14 protein-coding genes and 1 pseudogene are annotated in these 18,195 nt (G+C 43.8%); 7 read left to right on the top strand and 8 right to left on the bottom strand.

From position 1 onward, the window contains the following. Positions 1 to 24 precede the first annotated feature (24 nt). Positions 25 to 498, top strand: a complete 474-nt coding sequence (locus tag F8S12_RS23310) for a hypothetical protein (protein ID WP_196518693.1) — start codon at positions 25 to 27, stop codon at positions 496 to 498. 300 nt (positions 499 to 798) lie between these two features. On the opposite strand, the gene sds is transcribed toward F8S12_RS23310, so the two are convergent. Continuing rightward, a complete protein-coding gene (gene sds / locus F8S12_RS23305; protein ID WP_196518692.1) occupies positions 799 to 1,770 on the bottom strand; it encodes a solanesyl diphosphate synthase in 972 nt (323 codons plus the stop codon). 1,145 nt (positions 1,771 to 2,915) lie between these two features. On the opposite strand from sds, the gene F8S12_RS23300 reads away from it, so the two are divergent. After that, positions 2,916 to 3,113, top strand: a complete 198-nt coding sequence (locus F8S12_RS23300; protein ID WP_196518709.1) for a hypothetical protein — start codon at positions 2,916 to 2,918, stop codon at positions 3,111 to 3,113. A gap of 60 nt (positions 3,114 to 3,173) precedes the next feature. Here F8S12_RS23300 and murI read toward each other — a convergent pair whose 3' ends face one another. From murI to F8S12_RS23270, 6 genes and pseudogenes are all read right to left on the bottom strand, one after another. After that, the gene (gene murI / locus F8S12_RS23295) at positions 3,174 to 4,037 is read right to left on the bottom strand and encodes a glutamate racemase (RefSeq protein ID WP_196518691.1); all 864 of its coding nucleotides are present in this window, start codon (positions 4,035 to 4,037) and stop codon (positions 3,174 to 3,176) included. A gap of 129 nt (positions 4,038 to 4,166) precedes the next feature. Next, a pseudogene (locus tag F8S12_RS23290) lies at positions 4,167 to 6,034 on the bottom strand (N-acetylmuramoyl-L-alanine amidase). Between the two features lie 300 nt (positions 6,035 to 6,334). Continuing rightward, positions 6,335 to 8,209, bottom strand: a complete 1,875-nt coding sequence (locus tag F8S12_RS23285; RefSeq protein ID WP_196518690.1) for an N-acetylmuramoyl-L-alanine amidase — start codon at positions 8,207 to 8,209, stop codon at positions 6,335 to 6,337. A gap of 779 nt (positions 8,210 to 8,988) precedes the next feature. Then, positions 8,989 to 10,467: a cation:proton antiporter gene (locus tag F8S12_RS23280; protein ID WP_196518708.1), complete on the bottom strand. Its 1,479-nt coding sequence runs from the start codon at positions 10,465 to 10,467 to the stop codon at positions 8,989 to 8,991. A 380-nt stretch (positions 10,468 to 10,847) separates the two neighbouring features. Next, entirely contained in the window at positions 10,848 to 11,915 is a 1,068-nt protein-coding gene (locus F8S12_RS23275; protein ID WP_230968213.1) for a S66 peptidase family protein, read from the bottom strand. A 36-nt stretch (positions 11,916 to 11,951) separates the two neighbouring features. Then, positions 11,952 to 12,131, bottom strand: coding sequence for a hypothetical protein (locus F8S12_RS23270; RefSeq protein WP_196518689.1), 180 nt, complete (start codon positions 12,129 to 12,131; stop codon positions 11,952 to 11,954). A gap of 61 nt (positions 12,132 to 12,192) precedes the next feature. Between F8S12_RS23270 and F8S12_RS23265 the strand changes: the two genes are divergently transcribed. Next, positions 12,193 to 12,939 (top strand): SIMPL domain-containing protein, encoded by a 747-nt coding sequence (locus F8S12_RS23265; RefSeq protein WP_196518688.1) that lies wholly within the window; start codon positions 12,193 to 12,195, stop codon positions 12,937 to 12,939. Positions 12,940 to 13,461: 522 nt separating this feature from the next. Here the strand turns inward: F8S12_RS23265 and F8S12_RS23260 are convergent. After that, positions 13,462 to 13,824, bottom strand: a complete 363-nt coding sequence (locus F8S12_RS23260) for a single-stranded DNA-binding protein (RefSeq protein ID WP_196518687.1) — start codon at positions 13,822 to 13,824, stop codon at positions 13,462 to 13,464. A 369-nt stretch (positions 13,825 to 14,193) separates the two neighbouring features. Between F8S12_RS23260 and F8S12_RS23255 the strand changes: the two genes are divergently transcribed. From F8S12_RS23255 to ribD, 4 genes are all read left to right on the top strand, one after another. After that, entirely contained in the window at positions 14,194 to 15,201 is a 1,008-nt protein-coding gene (locus F8S12_RS23255) for a rod shape-determining protein (RefSeq protein ID WP_196518686.1), read from the top strand. A gap of 102 nt (positions 15,202 to 15,303) precedes the next feature. Next, on the top strand, positions 15,304 to 16,098 hold the full coding sequence (mreC, locus tag F8S12_RS23250; protein ID WP_196518685.1) for a rod shape-determining protein MreC: 795 nt from the start codon (positions 15,304 to 15,306) through the stop codon (positions 16,096 to 16,098). A gap of 25 nt (positions 16,099 to 16,123) precedes the next feature. After that, positions 16,124 to 16,741 (top strand): rod shape-determining protein MreD, encoded by a 618-nt coding sequence (gene mreD, locus F8S12_RS23245; protein ID WP_196518684.1) that lies wholly within the window; start codon positions 16,124 to 16,126, stop codon positions 16,739 to 16,741. Positions 16,742 to 16,928: 187 nt separating this feature from the next. Beyond that, on the top strand, positions 16,929 to 18,173 hold the full coding sequence (gene ribD / locus F8S12_RS23240) for a bifunctional diaminohydroxyphosphoribosylaminopyrimidine deaminase/5-amino-6-(5-phosphoribosylamino)uracil reductase RibD (protein ID WP_196518683.1): 1,245 nt from the start codon (positions 16,929 to 16,931) through the stop codon (positions 18,171 to 18,173). Positions 18,174 to 18,195 lie beyond the last annotated feature (22 nt).

Here is an 18,195-nt window from a genome sequence, read left to right as displayed (position 1 = left end):
CCCAGGAGTCGTATACAAGTCATTATGGATTTAGAAGCACAAATTCAATTGCTGATTGATAATGCACCTCGCGATGGCATGACACCACATCTTGTTGCAGCAATTGCTCCTGCCCTTAGAGCGATCGCTCAAAAATTACGCTACTCCCAGTACTATATTCTCCAAAATTCAGAGTCAAGCTGGGTTTTAACTACATTGAGCAATCGTGCTAATCCAGGATTGGAAAAGCGTGTGATTTACGCTTTCCCTACCATACAAGATGTCTCTCTAATTCCCCCTGCTGGGCTTGACCCTCAAATGCTAGCTAAAATTGTTCCTGTAACTCATATTTTGTTTCAAATGGTGGCATTAGAACCCGTAGATAGTATCGTTTTTTTGGAAACGCCGGGTAAGACCACTCATACCGTTGAAATTAAGCGAACTGAACTAGAAAAACTCATGCAGCAACAGTTACGACAACAGCGATCGCCTAAACAGATCCCCCCTGATATTGCATAGAAAAAATTTGGATGTGGGATTTTTTAGATACAATCCCACATCCAAATTTTTAAGTCTCAAATTCCTTTAAAAAAGTTTTCTAAATTAGGCAGAAACGAAATTTTTTCTTTCCCTTAAACCATGCCATTGGCTCAACTATCGGTGAAGCCTAAAATCGATTAATAAATAGTTATCAGTGAACATTTTTCAGTTTTTAAGTTTTAATTTCTTAGTGAGCTAGAGTCACCCACTTAAGAACAGGTGGAAAGTTTTACTTAGGATCTAAATCCCTACTTTTTACCTAAGAACTGATAACTGAATTTAATAAAGACGACTCAGTGTGTATTCAGCTATGTTAATCAATGCCTGGTGAGACTCTGAGGGTGGGAGAATTGCAAGATGTTCAATTGCTAACTTGGCATGGTGAGCAGCTAACTCTCGCGCCTGCTGTATACCTTGACTATTTTGAATTAGTTCCAGTGCTTGCTCTAAATCCCCTTCTTCGGTAAACTCTCGGTCAATCAGCACTTCCAAAGATGGTTTTTCCCCTAAAGCAAATAAAACGGGTGCAGTCAGATTGCCACTTTTGAGATCCGACCCCACAGGTTTACCCAAGGTGTCTGTTGTACTAGTGAAATCTAAAATGTCATCGACAATTTGAAATGCGATACCAAAATGACGACCGTAGCTATACATGTGCTCAACAGTTTCTCGGGAGACTTCACTGAGTAACCCAGCAGCTTTAGAACTGTTGGCCATTAAAGAAGCTGTTTTGTAATAACTTTTCTGGAGGTAACTTTCAACAGAGATGCTAGCATCAAAACAATTCAGCCCTTGCTGGATCTCCCCAGTAGCCAGATCCATAATTACTTCTGAAAGTAGTTTCACCACCTCCAAATTGTCCAAGTTTGCTAAATACCACGACGATTGGGCAAAAAGAAAATCTCCTGCTAAGATGGCAATGCGGTTACCGAACAAACTATGAACGGTGGGAACGCCTCGCCGCACGTCTGATTCATCTACCACATCGTCATGTACCAAGCTTGCTGTGTGAATCATTTCCGTAATCTCAGCTAAACGGCGGTGACGTGGCGTAATGTCTTGTTCTAACATTGTTGCCCGCGATATTAGCAGGACAATTGCTGGTCTGATACGCTTTCCACCAGCTCCGAATAAATGTTCGGCTGCTGCAAACAGAATGGGGTGGCGGTTTCCAACTAGCTGTTTTAGGTTATCTGCTAGTAGTTGCAGGTCTGCTTCCACAGGGGTAAACATGGAGGTGGCTGGGGTCATGGATGGGCGGACTCTGGCTTAGGTTACGAAAGTTTACATATTACTCATTTTAAGATTAAGCCTGTACCAGCGCAAAGTTTTCATCAGGTAATCCTATTTTCATTAGTCTATTGCTAAATTTTAACTCAATAGTGTATTTGGAAATAAGTAATTATGCTTAATTTTGCAAGCTCAGTTTAAAACTAACCTTGAATATGACTTCTCAGTATATAGGAAAGGTTTTTACTGAAGATGGTGTTACGCAATTCCCCGCGCTTCCAAGTTTTCCGCCACAGAACAGATTAAATCTAAATTCAGGTAAGATTACTTATTGACAAACTGGATACAACTTTAATTTTTCACTACTGGCTAAGACTAAATTTCTCTAAGCCTAAGGTCATAGTTATTCAAAAAAATTGAAATTTAGCAGACGAGTAGGCTTAAAATTCAGGGTCGTTGTGTTACTCTAAAATATAGGAATTATAAATTTTTCAGATATTCACACCCCAAAAGACAAGTCACCTATTAGTTGACTTTACTTAGTTGGTGTAGTGTGTGTAAAATCACTAGTAGTCGCTTACATTAAGGGAAAAACTCCTTTCGTGTTTCGTGCGACATGCGAAACTCCTGGTTTGGAGCTATGCGATATTCCTATGGGAAGCCGCTACACGTCTTCAGCGCACGTTGAGCGCAAGCATTCCTCCTTTCACAGCAGTGTGAGCAAAAATAACGCAGATCAAGTAGACCCCTGAGAATCGCAGTTTTAGCTTGTCGCATGACAATCTAACTGCTGTGGGATGTATGGTCTGCAATAAATCGTATGAGATAATAAATTCTTTGTCCGTATAGAATTCCATTTCTATAGGTAGTTTTACATAGGAAACTACAGCCATCAAGGATGCACTTGGTTGACTGAGGTTTTACTAATTTTATGAGATTTTATATTCCTAGTACTTACGCACTGTACAAAAGAATTATGTTGTGTATTAACGTAAATACGTCGTTTCAGGTTTTTATGAATCATTCTTTGATTGTTGTAAACCCGCACGGTAGGGGCAATTCATGAATTGCCCCTACGACAAATGTGGTTTTTCAAATAACTCATATTTACTCTTTCTTGTCAATGCGTAAGTCCTGATTCCTTTGGAAAAGGTGCTGGTAGAAGAATAATTTACGGAAGTATACCTATGATGATTTTTATTTTAGCGTCTGGATATTTGTTCACAGTCTACTTGTTATTAGCACTGGCAAAGCGAACTGGCACAAAGACTGTTGCTACAAGTTTTCCTTTATCTGCCAAAGGAGAACACAAGCAAGAGATATCAGTAAGGACGAAGGTAACTGAAGCAGTTAATAGTCAATAGAGACGCGATGAATCGTGTCTGTACAAAAGTTATTCGTAGAGACGCGATTCATCGCGTCTTTTAGAATTGGGAAATAGCGATATCAGTAAAGCAAACCTTTTCAACCATTGGGGTATAGCCTAGCCACTGCATTCCAGACTGGGAAAACTGTTGTGGACAACCGCTAACCGCGAAGCGAGTTGGCAGTGGTGGGTGAGTATTTCTTAAGCTTAATAAGTCTAGCTCTTGGGCACAAGCTGCAACAACATGAACAGCTGGGTCAACCATCTGGACTTGAGAGGGGAGGAGCGATCGCAATACTGGTGCTAGGAGTGGATAATGGGTACAGCCGTGGATTAAGGTATCAATTTGCTGCTCTAGTAAAGGCTCTAGGTAGGCTCGTGCTACTTCAGTCGTGTAGGGGTCGTGAATGCGGTTTTGCTCAATGAGTGGTACAAATTCTGGACATCCAACTTGCCAGACTTGGATATCAGGATCGATTTCGAGTATGGCGTGCTTATAAGCATTACTCTTAGCTGTAGCTGGGGTTGCAATTACACCAATCCGTCTTCCTTGTTGCACTGCTGCCCTTGCCCCTGGTAGGATTACTCCTAGAATGGGTATGCTAAATTCTTGACGTACAGTTTCTAGTGCTAGAGCAGAACTAGTGTTGCAAGCCATAATCACCATTTTTACCTGCTGCTGTTGTAGCCAGGTAATAATTTCACGGGTAAATTGTAAAATTTCTGCTTGTGAACGAATTCCATAAGGAAGTCGAGCTGTATCCCCAAAGTAAACAATTGATTCATTGGGGAGTTGCCGATATATTTGTCGCAGTACCGTCAGCCCACCCACACCACTATCAAAAATGCCAATTGGAGCACGTTGGGGTTCTTGATCAGAAAAATCGTCAAGATTACCTTCAAAGATAAAAGATGAATACACAGTCAGATGTTAATTTAGGTTTTTGACTTTAAAATACAGAATTTAGCAGACAATCCACAAATTTACTACTAAATTTTGTATACAAAATAAGTTTAAATACCATGTTTTTAATTAATAATTTTTACTATCTTACCTCTGCTGTAAGTATTTGAGGATGCCACGAGCGATCGCTTCTGCCATCCGATTTTGATAGTCCGGTGTTCCCAATCTCGGATTATCCTCCCGACCAGACATATAGCCTGTTTCCACTAAAATCGAAGGCATGGAGCTTTTCCTGAGAACGTAGAATCTCGCCTTGCGGGTTCCCCGGTTTTTAAGAGTATCGATATTCTGGAGGATGGTATTACGAACTACTTCAGCTAGAGCGTAACCGCTTTCGTAATAATACATTTCTAAGCCATTGACATCAGGGCGATTATCAACGGAATTAGCATGAATACTGACAAACAAGGTTGCATTCACTCGTTCAGCAATGTCTACACGTCCCTGAAGTTCTACGAAAAATCAGCATCTCGTGTTAGTACCGCTTGTACACCATTTTGCTCTAAAATTGCTGCCACCCTTCTACCAATAGGCAAGACTACATCCTTTTCTAACAGTCCGCCCAGACCGGGGGCACCTGAGTCTTTTCCACCATGTCCTGGGTCAATAACTACTAGCAATTTTCCTCTGGGAACTGAGGGGCGTGGTTGTGGCTGAGAAATTGGACGGGGATTATCTGTGGGGTTTGGCGATCGCAGGGGAGGTAAAGTAATGGGGGGTGTGATGTTACCAAAGCGTTGTAATTCTAGAGCCAAAAGTTGGTCACCAACTTGGTTAAGTTCACCAATTTGGACTCCGGCTGCTGGTTGAACTAAGACGGTGACACTATTGGGTTGTTGTGGTTGCAGGCGAACTCGCAGAATCGGGCTATTAGCATTAAAAGCAGGGCCTGTGACTTTGGGAGCTAACTGAGCATTGTTGATAGTGATGCGGAACAGACCAGATGATCTATCCCAGCCTCCTGTAGCGGATAAAGTTTGGTCGGCTCTAATCAACAGTTGTGTGCCATTATTAGCCAGTTCTACAGACTCAATGGTAGCGGGTGAACTATTAGTCGGTTGTATAGGGCGTGGACTGTTACCTCCACCACGACTGGGTAGAACTACAAAACCACCAATACTGCTAGTGGTTGCTCGCCAATTTGGACTATTTTCGTCCACCTCTAAAGTCAGGCGCACAACAGATGGACTTGTTTGCAGTTGGGTAAACTGGATACGGCTGACACCATAGCGATTAATCAACAAATCTCGCGGCTCTAGACTTGATGATAAAGTTGCGCCAGCAATGTCGATGTTAATCGCCTTCTGATCGGCGCTACGATTTACCTGAATCTGAGGATTACCACCACTGGTACGGATGAAAAAACCATCGCCTGTGACTTGTAAATTCTCAATTTGAGTAACCCTGGCGACAACCATTCTGTTGTTAAGTGGATTGCCGATGCCGGTTCTCACCACATTGTAAATATTCCTTGGGGAGAACACTGGTGTAGATGTTCTCGGTGAAGTTTCTGTGGCGATAACTTCTTCTTGCTGCCTCTCAGTATTTTCTGGGGGTACATCTTTGGACTCTGGCGTAGGCAATTGCACTGTCCAGCGATCGCCAGTTGTGCCCACAAATTTTACTCGTTTGGGGTCTAAAGTATAGCCAGGAGTCAATTCAACAACTATCCGCGTTGTCTCTGTATCAAACTGCCCAACACGAATCGAACGAATTGCACCGCCTATTTGTTGGGTTAGCTGCGAACGCCCAAATATGGTTCCTGGCAAATCAATTACCAAACGAGTGGGGTTAAAAATTAATTGTGCTTGGGGTTGAACAGCTTCTGAAGTATTAATTTCCAGCTTGTTTTGATTGGCATCAAAACGCCAAGATTCGAGTTTCGCGGCCATTGCCGGCGACGATAGCATGAAGATAGTTCCAATAGTACTGGATAGTAACCAGCGTAATTTCACAGTCCTTTCTCCTGATTCACATTCATGGGAGCCATCAACATCTCAACATATTGGCAAATCCTCACACATCACCGTACACACTTGAATTTGGCGCTGTTATTAAGACACAGGTAATGGCGTAAAATATAGCAAGCTCCTTTGATTTTGCCATATCATCCATTAGCCCATATAAATTTGATTTGCAAAGCATCAGATGACAATAACAAAGAAGCTATTCCTATTCCGCCGTAAGAATACTTAAGTTGTTTTACTACTTAAATGGTAAAGAATGTATTTACTCAATAATTTAGACTAAATTATTTATCTTCTCTGTAGGTACTGAAGAATGCCGCGAGCGATCGCTTCTGCCATTTGATTTTGGTAAGCTGAGTTTCTGAGTTTAGCGTTATCCTCTCGACCAGTCAAATAACCTGTTTCTACGAGAATAGAAGGCATGGAACTTTTTCTGAGGACAAAAAATCTCGCTCGTCGCACTCCCCTGTCTCTAACGTTTACACTTTGGAGAATACTGTTATGGACACTGCGAGCTAGACTCAAACCACTGTCGTAATAATATGTTTCTAAGCCACTGACATCCGAACGACCTGGGCCGACTGCATTAGCATGAATGCTAACAAACACATCAGCATTGGCTCGCTCTGCTAATTGCACCCGTCCCGGAAGGGTGACGAAATAGTCAGAATCCCGCGTCATAACTACTTGTACGCCATTTTGCTGCAAAATTTCAGCTATCCTTCTGCTAATAGATAAGATAATATCCTTTTCGCGTAATCCTCCAAGACCTACTGCTCCAGGGTCTTTACCGCCATGTCCAGGGTCAATAAGGACTACCATTCGCCCATTATTAGCTCGGCGCTGTGGTGGGAATAGGGGCTGGGGATTGGGATTATTTGGGTCTGGAAATGGGCCCCGGTTTGGCGGCGGTAGTCCAGGTAAAGCAAGGGGGGGTCTTCCGGGGAGGGCGACAATTCGCCGAGAGCCTTGTATTGGTAGAGCCAAAAGCTGGTCGCTGATTTGATTGGGTTGCCCAATTTGGACTCCGGCTGCTGGTTGAACTAAGACAATGACAGTATTTGGTTCTTGCGGTTGCAGGCGTACCCGGAGAATGGGGCTATTGGCAGCAAAAATAGGGCCTGTGACTCCGGGATCTAGGTTAGCATTAGTAATTGTGATGCGGAACAGACCTGAGGATCTATCCCAGGCTCCGGTAGCAGATAAAGTTTTGTCGGCTCTAATTAGCAGCTGTGTGCCATTATCAGCCAGTTGCACAGACTCAATTGTGGCTGGCGAGTTGTTGGCAGATAGTCTACTGGGAAATGAGGGTGGTTCTGATTGATTGTCCGAATTATTACTTTCAGGCAATCTGACAAGGCGACTAGGTAGAACTACCAAACCGTCGTTACTATTGGTTGTCCGCCAGTCGGGGCTATTTTTGTCTACCCGCAAGGTCAGGCGGACGCCAGGAGGTTGGGTTTGTAGTTGGGTGAATTCGACGCGGCTAATACCATGTTTGTTAACGGGTATATTATTCTGCTGCGCCAGACGTGATGATAAAGATGCGCCAGAGATATCTATGAAGATGGTAGCGCGATCGCGGCTCCGAACTACCTGAATCGGAGGATTACCACCACTGGTGCGGACGAACAACCCATCACCTGTTACTTGTAAGTTCTCAATTTGAGTCGCTCCTTGCGTAGTCGTGGCAACCCTTGAAATCGTAGGTTGAGGCTCAGAGTCGGGGGTAACTGCACTGTAAACACTTCTGGGAGATGAGGCTAATTTTTCAACTTCTGGCGTAGGTAATTGCACCGTCCAGCGATCGCCAGTTGTACCCAGAAATTGCACTTGTTTGGGGTCTAAAGTATAACCAGGAGTCAGTTCGACAACTATCCGTGTTGTCTCTGTATCAAACTGCCCAACACGAATCGAGCGAATTCCACCGCCTACCTGTTGGGTTAGCTGCGGACGCCCAAATATGGTTCCTGGCAAATCAATTACCAGCCGAGTCGGGTTGAAAATTAGTTGTGCCTGGGGTTGAACTGCTCCCACAGTATTAATTTCCAGCCTGTTTTGATTGGCATCAAAGCGCCAAGATTCAAGTCTCGCGGCCATTACTGGCGACGATAGCATGAAGATAGTTCCAATAGTGCTGGGTAGTAACCAGTGTAATTTCACAGTCCTTTCTCCTAATTCACGTTCATGGGAGCCGTCAATATCTCAACTCATTGGTAAATCATCACACCATCACCACCGAAACTTGACCTTGGATGCCTTTTTTGATTTTTTAAGCTGGTATAAAGACATACTTAAATCAGTTGTCTTGGGTCTAAATCCCCATCTGAAACCTCCACCTGTAGAGATGGGAGACTTTGAATCCCAAGGAAGCTAGAAAACTGATAATCGATAACCGTTCACTGATAAATGTTTGTTCTTTGTTGCCATTGATGCACTGAGTAAATAATTCCCACTACTGTCAGATGATCTAACAAGATTTATAGGTGTTACTCCCCAATTATCTGGAAAATATTCAGATAAAATTTTCCAAGCCGAGGGAGACTGGAAATAAGTAACCGTTCCCAATGCTGGTAGAAATTACAAACAGACGATTATTCTACAATCACATGGGACGGAAATTTAGCAACAGAAGTTTCCACTGCACAATAGCAAAATCTTCAAAGCAATGTCACAGTACGGAATTCAGCGTCCTGAGTCCTGAGTAATTTTTGCTCAAAACTAATTATTGAAAAAGAATTCAGAAGTCAACGAAGAGGAAAAGGGGCAGCTCTTGCAGGGGGCAGGGGGGAAACCCCATAAATAAATTTATTGGCTCTGAAACCATGAGTGCAGGGGAAATGAGCGCATTTTTCCCCCCGTCTCCCTGCCCCCTGCCCCTTTTCCTCTTCTCTGACTCCTGACTCCTGAATTCCGTTTTAATAATTTACCCAAGACCTTAATTAACTATCTTGAGAATCTGGAGTTGTTTCTAGGTTCACACGCTCATTTGATGCTGACACTCTCGATTGAGGTGGTTCAATTACCAACGATGTCCCAGAGATACCGTCTAGAATTAGTTGCTCTGAGACTGCATCCACGGTTTTTGGTTCTGGAAATACAAATCTTAACAAGGGAGGAGCTAAAAAGGTTGTCAAGATAACCATCATAATGATTGCCGCCCCTAATGGTTTTGAGAGAGCGCCACTGGCAGCCCCGACACCAGCAAACACCAATCCGACTTCGCCTCTAGGAATCATCCCCACACCGATCGCTAAACGGTTGATTTCCGGTTGACCAAACACGCTTAAACCTGTGATTACTTTACCGAGAATGGCTACTGTGATCAGGAAAGTTGCCATAATTAGACCTTCCCGATTGTCGGGAATCGCCGGGTTTAAAACTCCCAAATCGGTTTTTGCCCCAACAGTTACAAAGAAAATTGGCACTAACATATCGGCAATAGGGCAGACTTGCCTTTGCAGTTCTTTGCGCTTATCTGTCTCTTCTAGAACTAAACCCGCCGCAAAAGCTCCCAGAATTGCTTCTAAGTGAATGATGTCGGCAAGGTATGCCATAGCAAAGGCAAAGATGAATGCTGGTATTACCAGTTCACCGCGTGTTTTGAGTTGATCGGCGATCGCCACAAATAACTTATTGAAAACATTGCCTAGTAAAATTGCTCCCAAAATAAAACCAGTGGCGCTGATCATCAAATAAATGACTTTGCTCACATCCACCACGCCATCTTTAGCTAGGCTAGCAACTACCGCTAAAACGATGATTCCTAATACATCGTCAATTACGGCAGCACCCAAAATAATCTGCCCTTCTTTAGAATTGAGTCGCCCCAATTCTGACAGCACTTTGGAAGTAATGCCGATACTAGTGGCAGTCAAAGCTGCCCCTGCAAAAATTGCGGGTACAGCGCCAATACCAAACAAAGTCATCAGTCCTACAGTACCAGCAGCAAAGGGTACTACTACTCCCACTACTGCTACAACAGTGGCTTGAGTACCAACTGCCAGTAAATCTTTTAAGTTCGACTCCAAGCCGATTTCAAAGAGCAGGATAATCACACCCAATTCTGCCAAAACGGAAACGACCTCGGACTGCGCTGCAAATACTGCTGGAGTAGCTTCAGGCGTTAAACCAGCAGTGGTTTGCAGCACGGACATGAGCAAAGAGCTAGAACTGTCTGTGCCGCCTTCTGGAAACACCAAAAGGTGGAAAACAGAGATGCCAACTACTACACCACCTAAAAGTTCTCCCAACACGGGTGGCAAACCTATTAGGTTTGATAACTCTCCACCAACTTTGCTGGCGAGGTAAATTACTACTAAACTTAGCAGTACGGCTGCTACGACCATTGAACTGTCTGCGGCTTGTGTTGCGCTGGCCAGCAGAGGAAAAGAGAAGTTGATTGGATCTAACAAATGCATGGGTTCTGTGAAAATCCTTCTCTTTAATTCTGGCGCGTTTCTGGAAAACATCTATGCTTAGGATTTAGACATTGACAAAAATATTATCTAGCGATCGCATTTCATGGGTAACTTATCAGCGATCGCTTGTTCTGAATATAGATAAAGTTTTTATTTTGCCAAAATTTTCAGCTAAATAAAATAAAATCCAACTAATATATTATCCCTAACTGGTTTAGCCATTTTAGCACTCAGTCTAGTCATGCAGTCTCTATTGTCTATGATACAGATATAGAAAACCACATCAGCTTGACAAAATTCACTCGCTTTTAACTTGTTACAAATGGTGGGGGAATGGGAATGATTTTGAATTTTGCATTGTTCATCCCCCTCATCCCTGCTTATACGACTGCGGGTTCTAGCATCCGAATTGTTCCAGTATCAGCGTCTATTTCCACCTCTAAACCAATAGGTAATGTCAACACTGGTTCGATATGACCAATCATGGCACCATACCAAGCCGGAATACCCAAAGGCTTGATGTGATCCCACACTACTTCTTCTAAGGTGAGAGAACCGTAGTCAGCATCAGGCGAACATCCCTTACATTGTCCAAAAATAAAGCCAGCAAGTTTATTAAATAGCCCCGCAATTTTTAGGTGAGTCATCATCCGGTCAATACGATATATGTTTTCACCGGTATCTTCCAAAAATAAAATTGCACCTTGCAAATCTGGTAAGTAGGGAGAACCGACAATTCCCGATAAAACTGAAAGATTCCCACCGATGAATTTACCTTTAGCTCGACCCGGAGTAATAGTTTGTATCCGGTTCTTGACTTGCATCAGCCGGTTTTCATCATCTCCATCCTTCAAATTTTGAAAAGTAACAGTTTCACCGTTAAATAAGACACGGCGAAAATATTCTGTCTGGGTTGTTCTCCATGAAGTCAGTCCGTTTGGGCCGTGAAATGTTACTAGGTTAGTCTTAGCATTCAAAGCCAGAATTAAAGCGGTCAAATCACTAAAACCGATAATAATTTTGGGATTTTGCCGGATACGTTTGTAATCTAAATAAGGCAAAATCCGGCTACATCCCCAGCCACCACGAATTGGTAAAATAGCGGCTACAGAAACATCACTAAAAAACTGATTGATGTCAGCAGCACGTTGTTGATCTTTGCCTGCTAAATAACCATAACGTTCCAGTAGATGAGGTGCAAGGCGGGGGACAAGTCCCAACGCTTTAACTGCATCTATCACTACCTCCAATTCTTCACGAACAAAGGTTGCACTTGCAGGACTGACAATTCCTACTACGGAGCCAGCCTGCAACCGTTTGGGTTTTAATAGTGGTGGCGGGGATGCTTTCCCCGGTTTCAGGGGCGAAACGAAGATTGAGGAAGTAGCAGCTAAACCAATGAGCAAATTACGGCGGTTAATCATCAGGAATTTAGGATACAACGCCATCTGTAATTAAACCATGCTGCAAAAGAGAATCAAGATTTAGGAGTGGTCAAAGCTTTGTGCGCCGTGCTGTAATATTGTAATTTTTTGAGTTTCCAAAAATGTAACCATTTCAGCTTTTGACGATCGCAGTGTCAAAGTAAGAACATCCAAATCGGATCTAGCGATCGCACTTAAGTTGTGAAAAACTTGTGGTGGCTGTTGACTCTCAACCGCCAACAGCAGATTGCTACATACGCTGATTAAAACATTTGTGGATACTTTGAGGAGTGCAAATCTTATGACTAGAGCCGCTTTACCCGGTTCTCAGTTTCCATCGGGAAACTTGTGGAAAATACTGCCTTTAGCAATGCTTTTATGTGCAATTTTTATCCTGCCTGCATTGGCACAAGAAAAAGATAAATTGTGGCGAACCCTTAGTGTCAGTGGTCGCGGAGTGGAAACAATTCCTACAACCTTGGCACAAGTCAGTTTAGGAGTGGAGATTCAGGGGAAAACAGCCCAGGAGGTACAGCAAGAAGCCGCCCGCCGGTCATCTGCTGTGGTTGCATTTCTCAAGAGCCAAAATGTCGAAAAATTACAAACTACTGGTATCCAACTCAATCCGGTTTATAGCTACACCAATAATGTGCAAAGGATTACAGGCTATGCTGCCAATAACACTGTGAGTTTTCGCATTCCTACCGAGCGAGCTGGGACATTATTGGATGATGCAGTGAAAGCGGGTGCAACACAAATTAATGGCATTAGTTTTGTTGCGAATGATGAAGCGATCGCAGCTGCTCAAAAACAAGCATTAAAAGAAGCTACCCAAGACGCCCAGCAGCAAGCCGATGCTGTTTTCAGTGCCTTGGGTTTTAAATCCAAAGAAGTGGTCAGCATTCAAGTTAATAATGCAAGTCCACCACCACCCATGTTTTTACGGGCTGAGGCTTCACAAAAGTTAGCCAACGCCGATACTTCCACCCCTGTCGTTGGTGGTGAACAGCTAGTAGAAGCATCGGTAACGCTGCAAATTAGTTATTAGTCATTTGTCCTTTGTCAAGTAGTAGGTTGGGTTGAGGAACGAAACCCAACGTTTTACGGGGTTTGTTGGGTTTTGCAAAGTCTCAACCCAACCTACGAATGATTAAATTTCCTACCCTTTTTATGGTGGGCTGTACTTAGACCGCTCCCGTTATGAGGTAGACCGCTCCCGTTACGGCAGATACCGCTCCCGTTACGAGGTAGACCACTCCCGTTATGACAAATACCGCTCCCGTTATGAGGTAGACCGCTCCCGTTACGAGGTAGACCGCTCCCGTTATGAGGTAGACTGCTCCCGTTATGAGGTAGACTGCTCCCGTTAAGACAGATACCGCTCCCGTCACAAGGTAGACCGCTCCCGTTAAAGTAATCCAATTTACTCAGCACTCATTACTGGGAACTCGGAACTGTTTTACTCAGCACTCATTACTGGGAACTCGGAACTGTTTTACTCAGCACTCATTACTGGGAACGGGCTAAACGCCCCGCTATCGCTAACGGAACTGTTTTGCCCAATGCCCAATTAGAAATTTTCTGAAGACATATCTGCTGCACTGCCCTCTCCGTCACGCTTGGAGCCTAATAAATCCAGTTGGTCTACTTGGATAACTGGTGAGGATCGGTTTGCTCCGGTTTGGCGATCGCTCCATGTGTCAAACTTCAAGGAACCCTTGACTCCAATTAGACTGCCTTTACGTACATAATTGCCCGCTACCTCTGCCGTTTTTCCCCATAGTTCCAAAGAAAACCAGTCAGGTTCATCGCTGTTACGGGATCTCCGCTTAACAGCTAGTCTTAATTTACACACAACTTTCCCAGAATCAAAATATTTTATATCAGGGTCGCTGCCTACACGACCAACAAGTGTGACAATATTAATACTCATGTGTGTTACCTCTTAGTACAGGCGTACTGATTAATGCTGACTTTCATCATAGCGAATTGTGAAACTCTTGAAAATAATGTGTTAAACAGTTAACAATATAGTTGAATTGAAAAATTATACATACTACTTGGAGAAACACATAAAAGTATACGGATATACTTAACCAGAGAATATCAAAAAATAGAAGACTGAGACATAGTAAATATTCCTGGGAATCATATAAAAATATAGTCTAGTTTACTTAACTCAGGATACAAACTTAATCAAATCCGGCACGATTAACTCTTACCGTTGTAGTTAAAAAGTATCGCACATAAGGGGCTTAAAGGACGCGTGGGTATTTTTAGGAACTTTCGCACATCATGGGATATGGGTATCGACCTCGGTACTGCTAACACTCTGGTTTATGTAGCTGGTAAAGGTATTGTACTGCAAGAGCCTTCTGTAGTTGCGATCGATGTCAACGAAAAGGTAGCACTAGCAGTCGGAGAAGAAGCCAAAAAAATGCTCGGTCGCACACCGGGAAATGTGATTGCCCTCCGCCCCTTGCGGGATGGTGTAATCGCTGATTTTGAAATAGCCGAGCTGATGCTGAAAAGCTTTATTCAGCGTGTAAATGAAGGTAGGTCTTTGATTTTACCCCGGATTGTCATTGGTATTCCCAGTGGCGTTACAGGAGTAGAAAGGCGAGCTGTGATGGATGCAGCTCATCAAGCAGGAGCAAGAAAAGTGTATTTAATCGATGAACCTGTAGCTGCGGCAATTGGTGCAGGACTACCTGTTGCCGAACCGACTGGCAACATGATCATCGATATCGGTGGTGGCACAACAGAAGTTGCAGTGCTGAGTCTTCAGGGCACGGTGATCAGCGAATCAGTACGCATTGCTGGAGATGAACTGACTGAAGCGATCATTCAGTATATTAAGAAAGTTCATAACTTAGTGATTGGTGAACGTACTGCCGAAGACATCAAGATTCGGCTTGGTTCTGCCTATCCTACTCATGATGATAATGAAGCCATGATGGAAGTCCGAGGCTTACACCTGCTTTCTGGACTACCGCGAACTATAACAATCAAAGCCCCAGAAATCCGTGAAAGCATGTTGGAACCATTATCAGTAATTATAGAAGCTGTGAAGCGGACACTGGAACGCACACCTCCAGAACTAGCAGCAGACATTATTGACAGAGGTATTATGCTGGCTGGTGGCGGTGCTTTGCTCAAAGGCATAGATACCCTCATTAGTCATGAAACAGGGATTATTACCCACATTGCTGCCGATCCTTTGAGCTGTGTTGTGCTGGGAACAGGTCGTGTGTTAGAAAACTTCAAACAGTTGGAACGAGTTGTCACCGAAAGCTCTCGGAACATATAGCAAAAAAAAATATCAGATTTGAGTTCTATTTGAGTTCTATTTGGGTTCTATATAAATAGAACCCAGGTAGAACTTAATTTATATAAGTATGTGAAGGTATATATGGTTACAGTACGACGTTGGTGGGATGGTAAAGGGTTACAAATCGGGTTGTTAGCTCTAGTAGTCGGTAGTGCTTGGATACTGCGACAGACTCAAGGTGAACTGGTGCTTGAAACGTACCATGCAATTACCCGTCCGTTGGAGATGTTACAGTCAGGGCCAACTCCAGAAGAACGGATTAGAGATGCCCGGATATTGGAATTGCAAACTCGTATAGTAGATTTGGAAAGTCAAAAGACAAAGTTACAAGATTTATTAGGCTATGTAGAAAAAGAGCCACTTGCATCACGGCCAATTCCAGCACGAGTGGTAGGACGTAGTGCTGACCATTGGTGGCAACAAGTTACCCTGAATCGCGGTGCAAATGTGGGGATTCAGGAAGGTTTTATAGTCAAGGCAGATGGCGGATTGGTGGGTTTAGTAGAGAGTGTAACTCCCAATACTAGCCGCGTGTTATTAATCAGTGACCTCAAGAGTCAAGTGGGTGTATCCATTAGCCGCACGGCAGCTAAAGGCGTTTTGCGAGGAGATTCTTCTGCAGAAGCTGTGCTGGAGTTTTATGAAAAAGTCCCAAATGTTAAGATAGGAGATTTAGTTTCCACATCTACTTATAGTCAGAAATTTCCATCCGGTTTGGCAGTAGGACGAATCAAGTCACTGGATTTAAAGAAACTCCCAGCATCAGTGGCGAAAATTGAGCTTTTTCCGCCAATCCGCTCTCTCGATTGGGTAGCTATTTATCCAAAGCTAGAAAACCAAGAGTCGGCAAATCAAGTGCCGCAAAAGTCTAAGTAAATTCTTTGAAAAAATCCATACAAAAATGAAGATTCCTGCATTTGGTGGCAGCAGGCAGAAAAAGCCAAAATCGTCAGAGCGAAAAGCCAAATTCCAAATCCAGCCGCTTTCTCGTTGGCATCCCCGTATACGTCAGTTGTTGGGTTGGATAGTGACGGTTGGATCTGTACTGTTATGTTTACTGTTATTGCCAACCCGCCTGCCAGGTATGGAATTATTGGGAATTGGCCCTAACTGGCTGTTAATTTGGGTGGTAGCTTGGAGTGTGAAGCGCCCAGTCCTTTCGGGAGGATTGGCAGGTATAATTCTGGGGCTACTTCAAGATGGAATGACATCACCTAACCCTACCCATGCTTTGAGTCTAGGGTTAGTAGGGATTTTGACTGGTCTGCTCCAGAAACGGCGTTTTATCGAAGAAGATTTTATTTCTATTGCTGTAATTGTCTTTGGTATGGCAGTTTTGGCAGAAACTATCTTTGGGTTGCAATTAACTTTGATCGGCGATGAGCGCAAAGTCACAGATATTTGGATATATTACCAGCGTGTCGCCCTAGCTTCTGCCATTCTTAGTAGTCTGTGGGCACCTGTAGTCTATTATCCTCTAAATCGTTGGTGGCAAAAGATGAAATTGTTGGAGCAATAATAATGAGTGCTGAGTTGAAAGACCACCCACAAAGGGAGAGGTTACAGGTGACAATATTACAGGCTGAGGCAAGTTAAGACAGCCAATAATAAATAGCGCCTGGATTAATTATCAGGATTAAAGCGCGATTCTCCTGTGGAGAGGCTGCGCGATCGCGTGCAGAATATTTATAGTATTGTCTAAAATTATGGATAATTCCCCAGTGATCGCTCAAGCAGATGCATCTCTACCAAATTACACTCAGGAAAATACAGGTTTAGTGCGACCTAATACTGGCTCGAATTCTCCACCGAAGGAAAAGGTAGGAAGTGACTTTGACTCTCGTATGATGCTGCGGTGTTTGGAACTTGCTCGCCGCGCTTTAGGGCGTACCTCGCCAAATCCGTTAGTGGGAGCAGTGATTGTTAAGGATGGTGAAATTGTCGGGGAAGGGTTTCATCCTCGTGCAGGTGAGCCTCATGCAGAAGTGTTTGCCTTGAAAGCAGCAGGCGTTGGCGCAGCCTCTCCTCAGGAGAATCGCGCTAATGGTGCAACAATCTATGTCAGCCTCGAACCTTGCAATCACTACGGACGTACTCCCCCTTGTTCAGAAGGATTGATCAAAGCAGGGGTGGCAAAGGTGGTGGTAGGTATGGTTGATCCCAATCCCCTGGTAGCTGGAGGTGGTATTGCCCGTTTACGGGCGGCGGGGATCGAAGTGGTGGTAGGAGTAGAAGAAGAAGCTTGTCATCAATTAAATGAAGCTTTTGTGCATCGAATTCTTTACAAACGACCTTTGGGAATTTTAAAATATGCCATGACTTTAGATGGCAAAATTGCTACCACCTCTGGTCATAGCGCCTGGGTGACAAGCCAAGATGCCCGAAATGAAGTACATCAACTACGGGCGGCTTGTGATGCAATAATTGTCGGCGGTAATACAGTCCGACAAGACAATCCTTACTTAACTAGCCATCAGGTGGGGGCACATAATCCCCTGCGAGTGGTGATGAGTCGTCATCTCAACTTACCGGAAAATGCCCATCTGTGGCAAACTGCGGATGCTCCGACTTTGGTGTTGACACAGAAGGGTGCCAACCCCGATTTTCAAGAACTGTTGCGAAAACTTGGGGTGGAGGTGGTGGAACTAACATCACTTACACCAGATCAGGCAATGGCGTACTTATATGAACGAGGTTTTTGTAGCGTGTTGTGGGAGTGTGGCGGGACTTTAGCTGCTAGCGCGATCGCTCAAGGAGCAGTCCAAAAAGTTCTGGCGTTTATTGCCCCGAAAATCATTGGTGGTAGCATTGCTCCTACACCTGTGGGCGATTTAGGTTTTACTACCATGACTGAGGCGTTGTCTTTAGAACGTGTACGTTGGCGTGTAGTAGGCTCTGACTGCTTAGTGGAAGGTTATTTTCCCAAAAAAGTCAATAGTACTGACACTTGACTATCAATTAATTTCTTGTGAT

It is taken from the genome of Nostoc sp. WHI (assembly GCF_015714725.1).
Classification (GTDB): Bacteria; Cyanobacteriota; Cyanobacteriia; order Cyanobacteriales; family Nostocaceae; genus Nostoc.
This window is presented reverse-complemented; position numbering and strand designations above follow the sequence as displayed.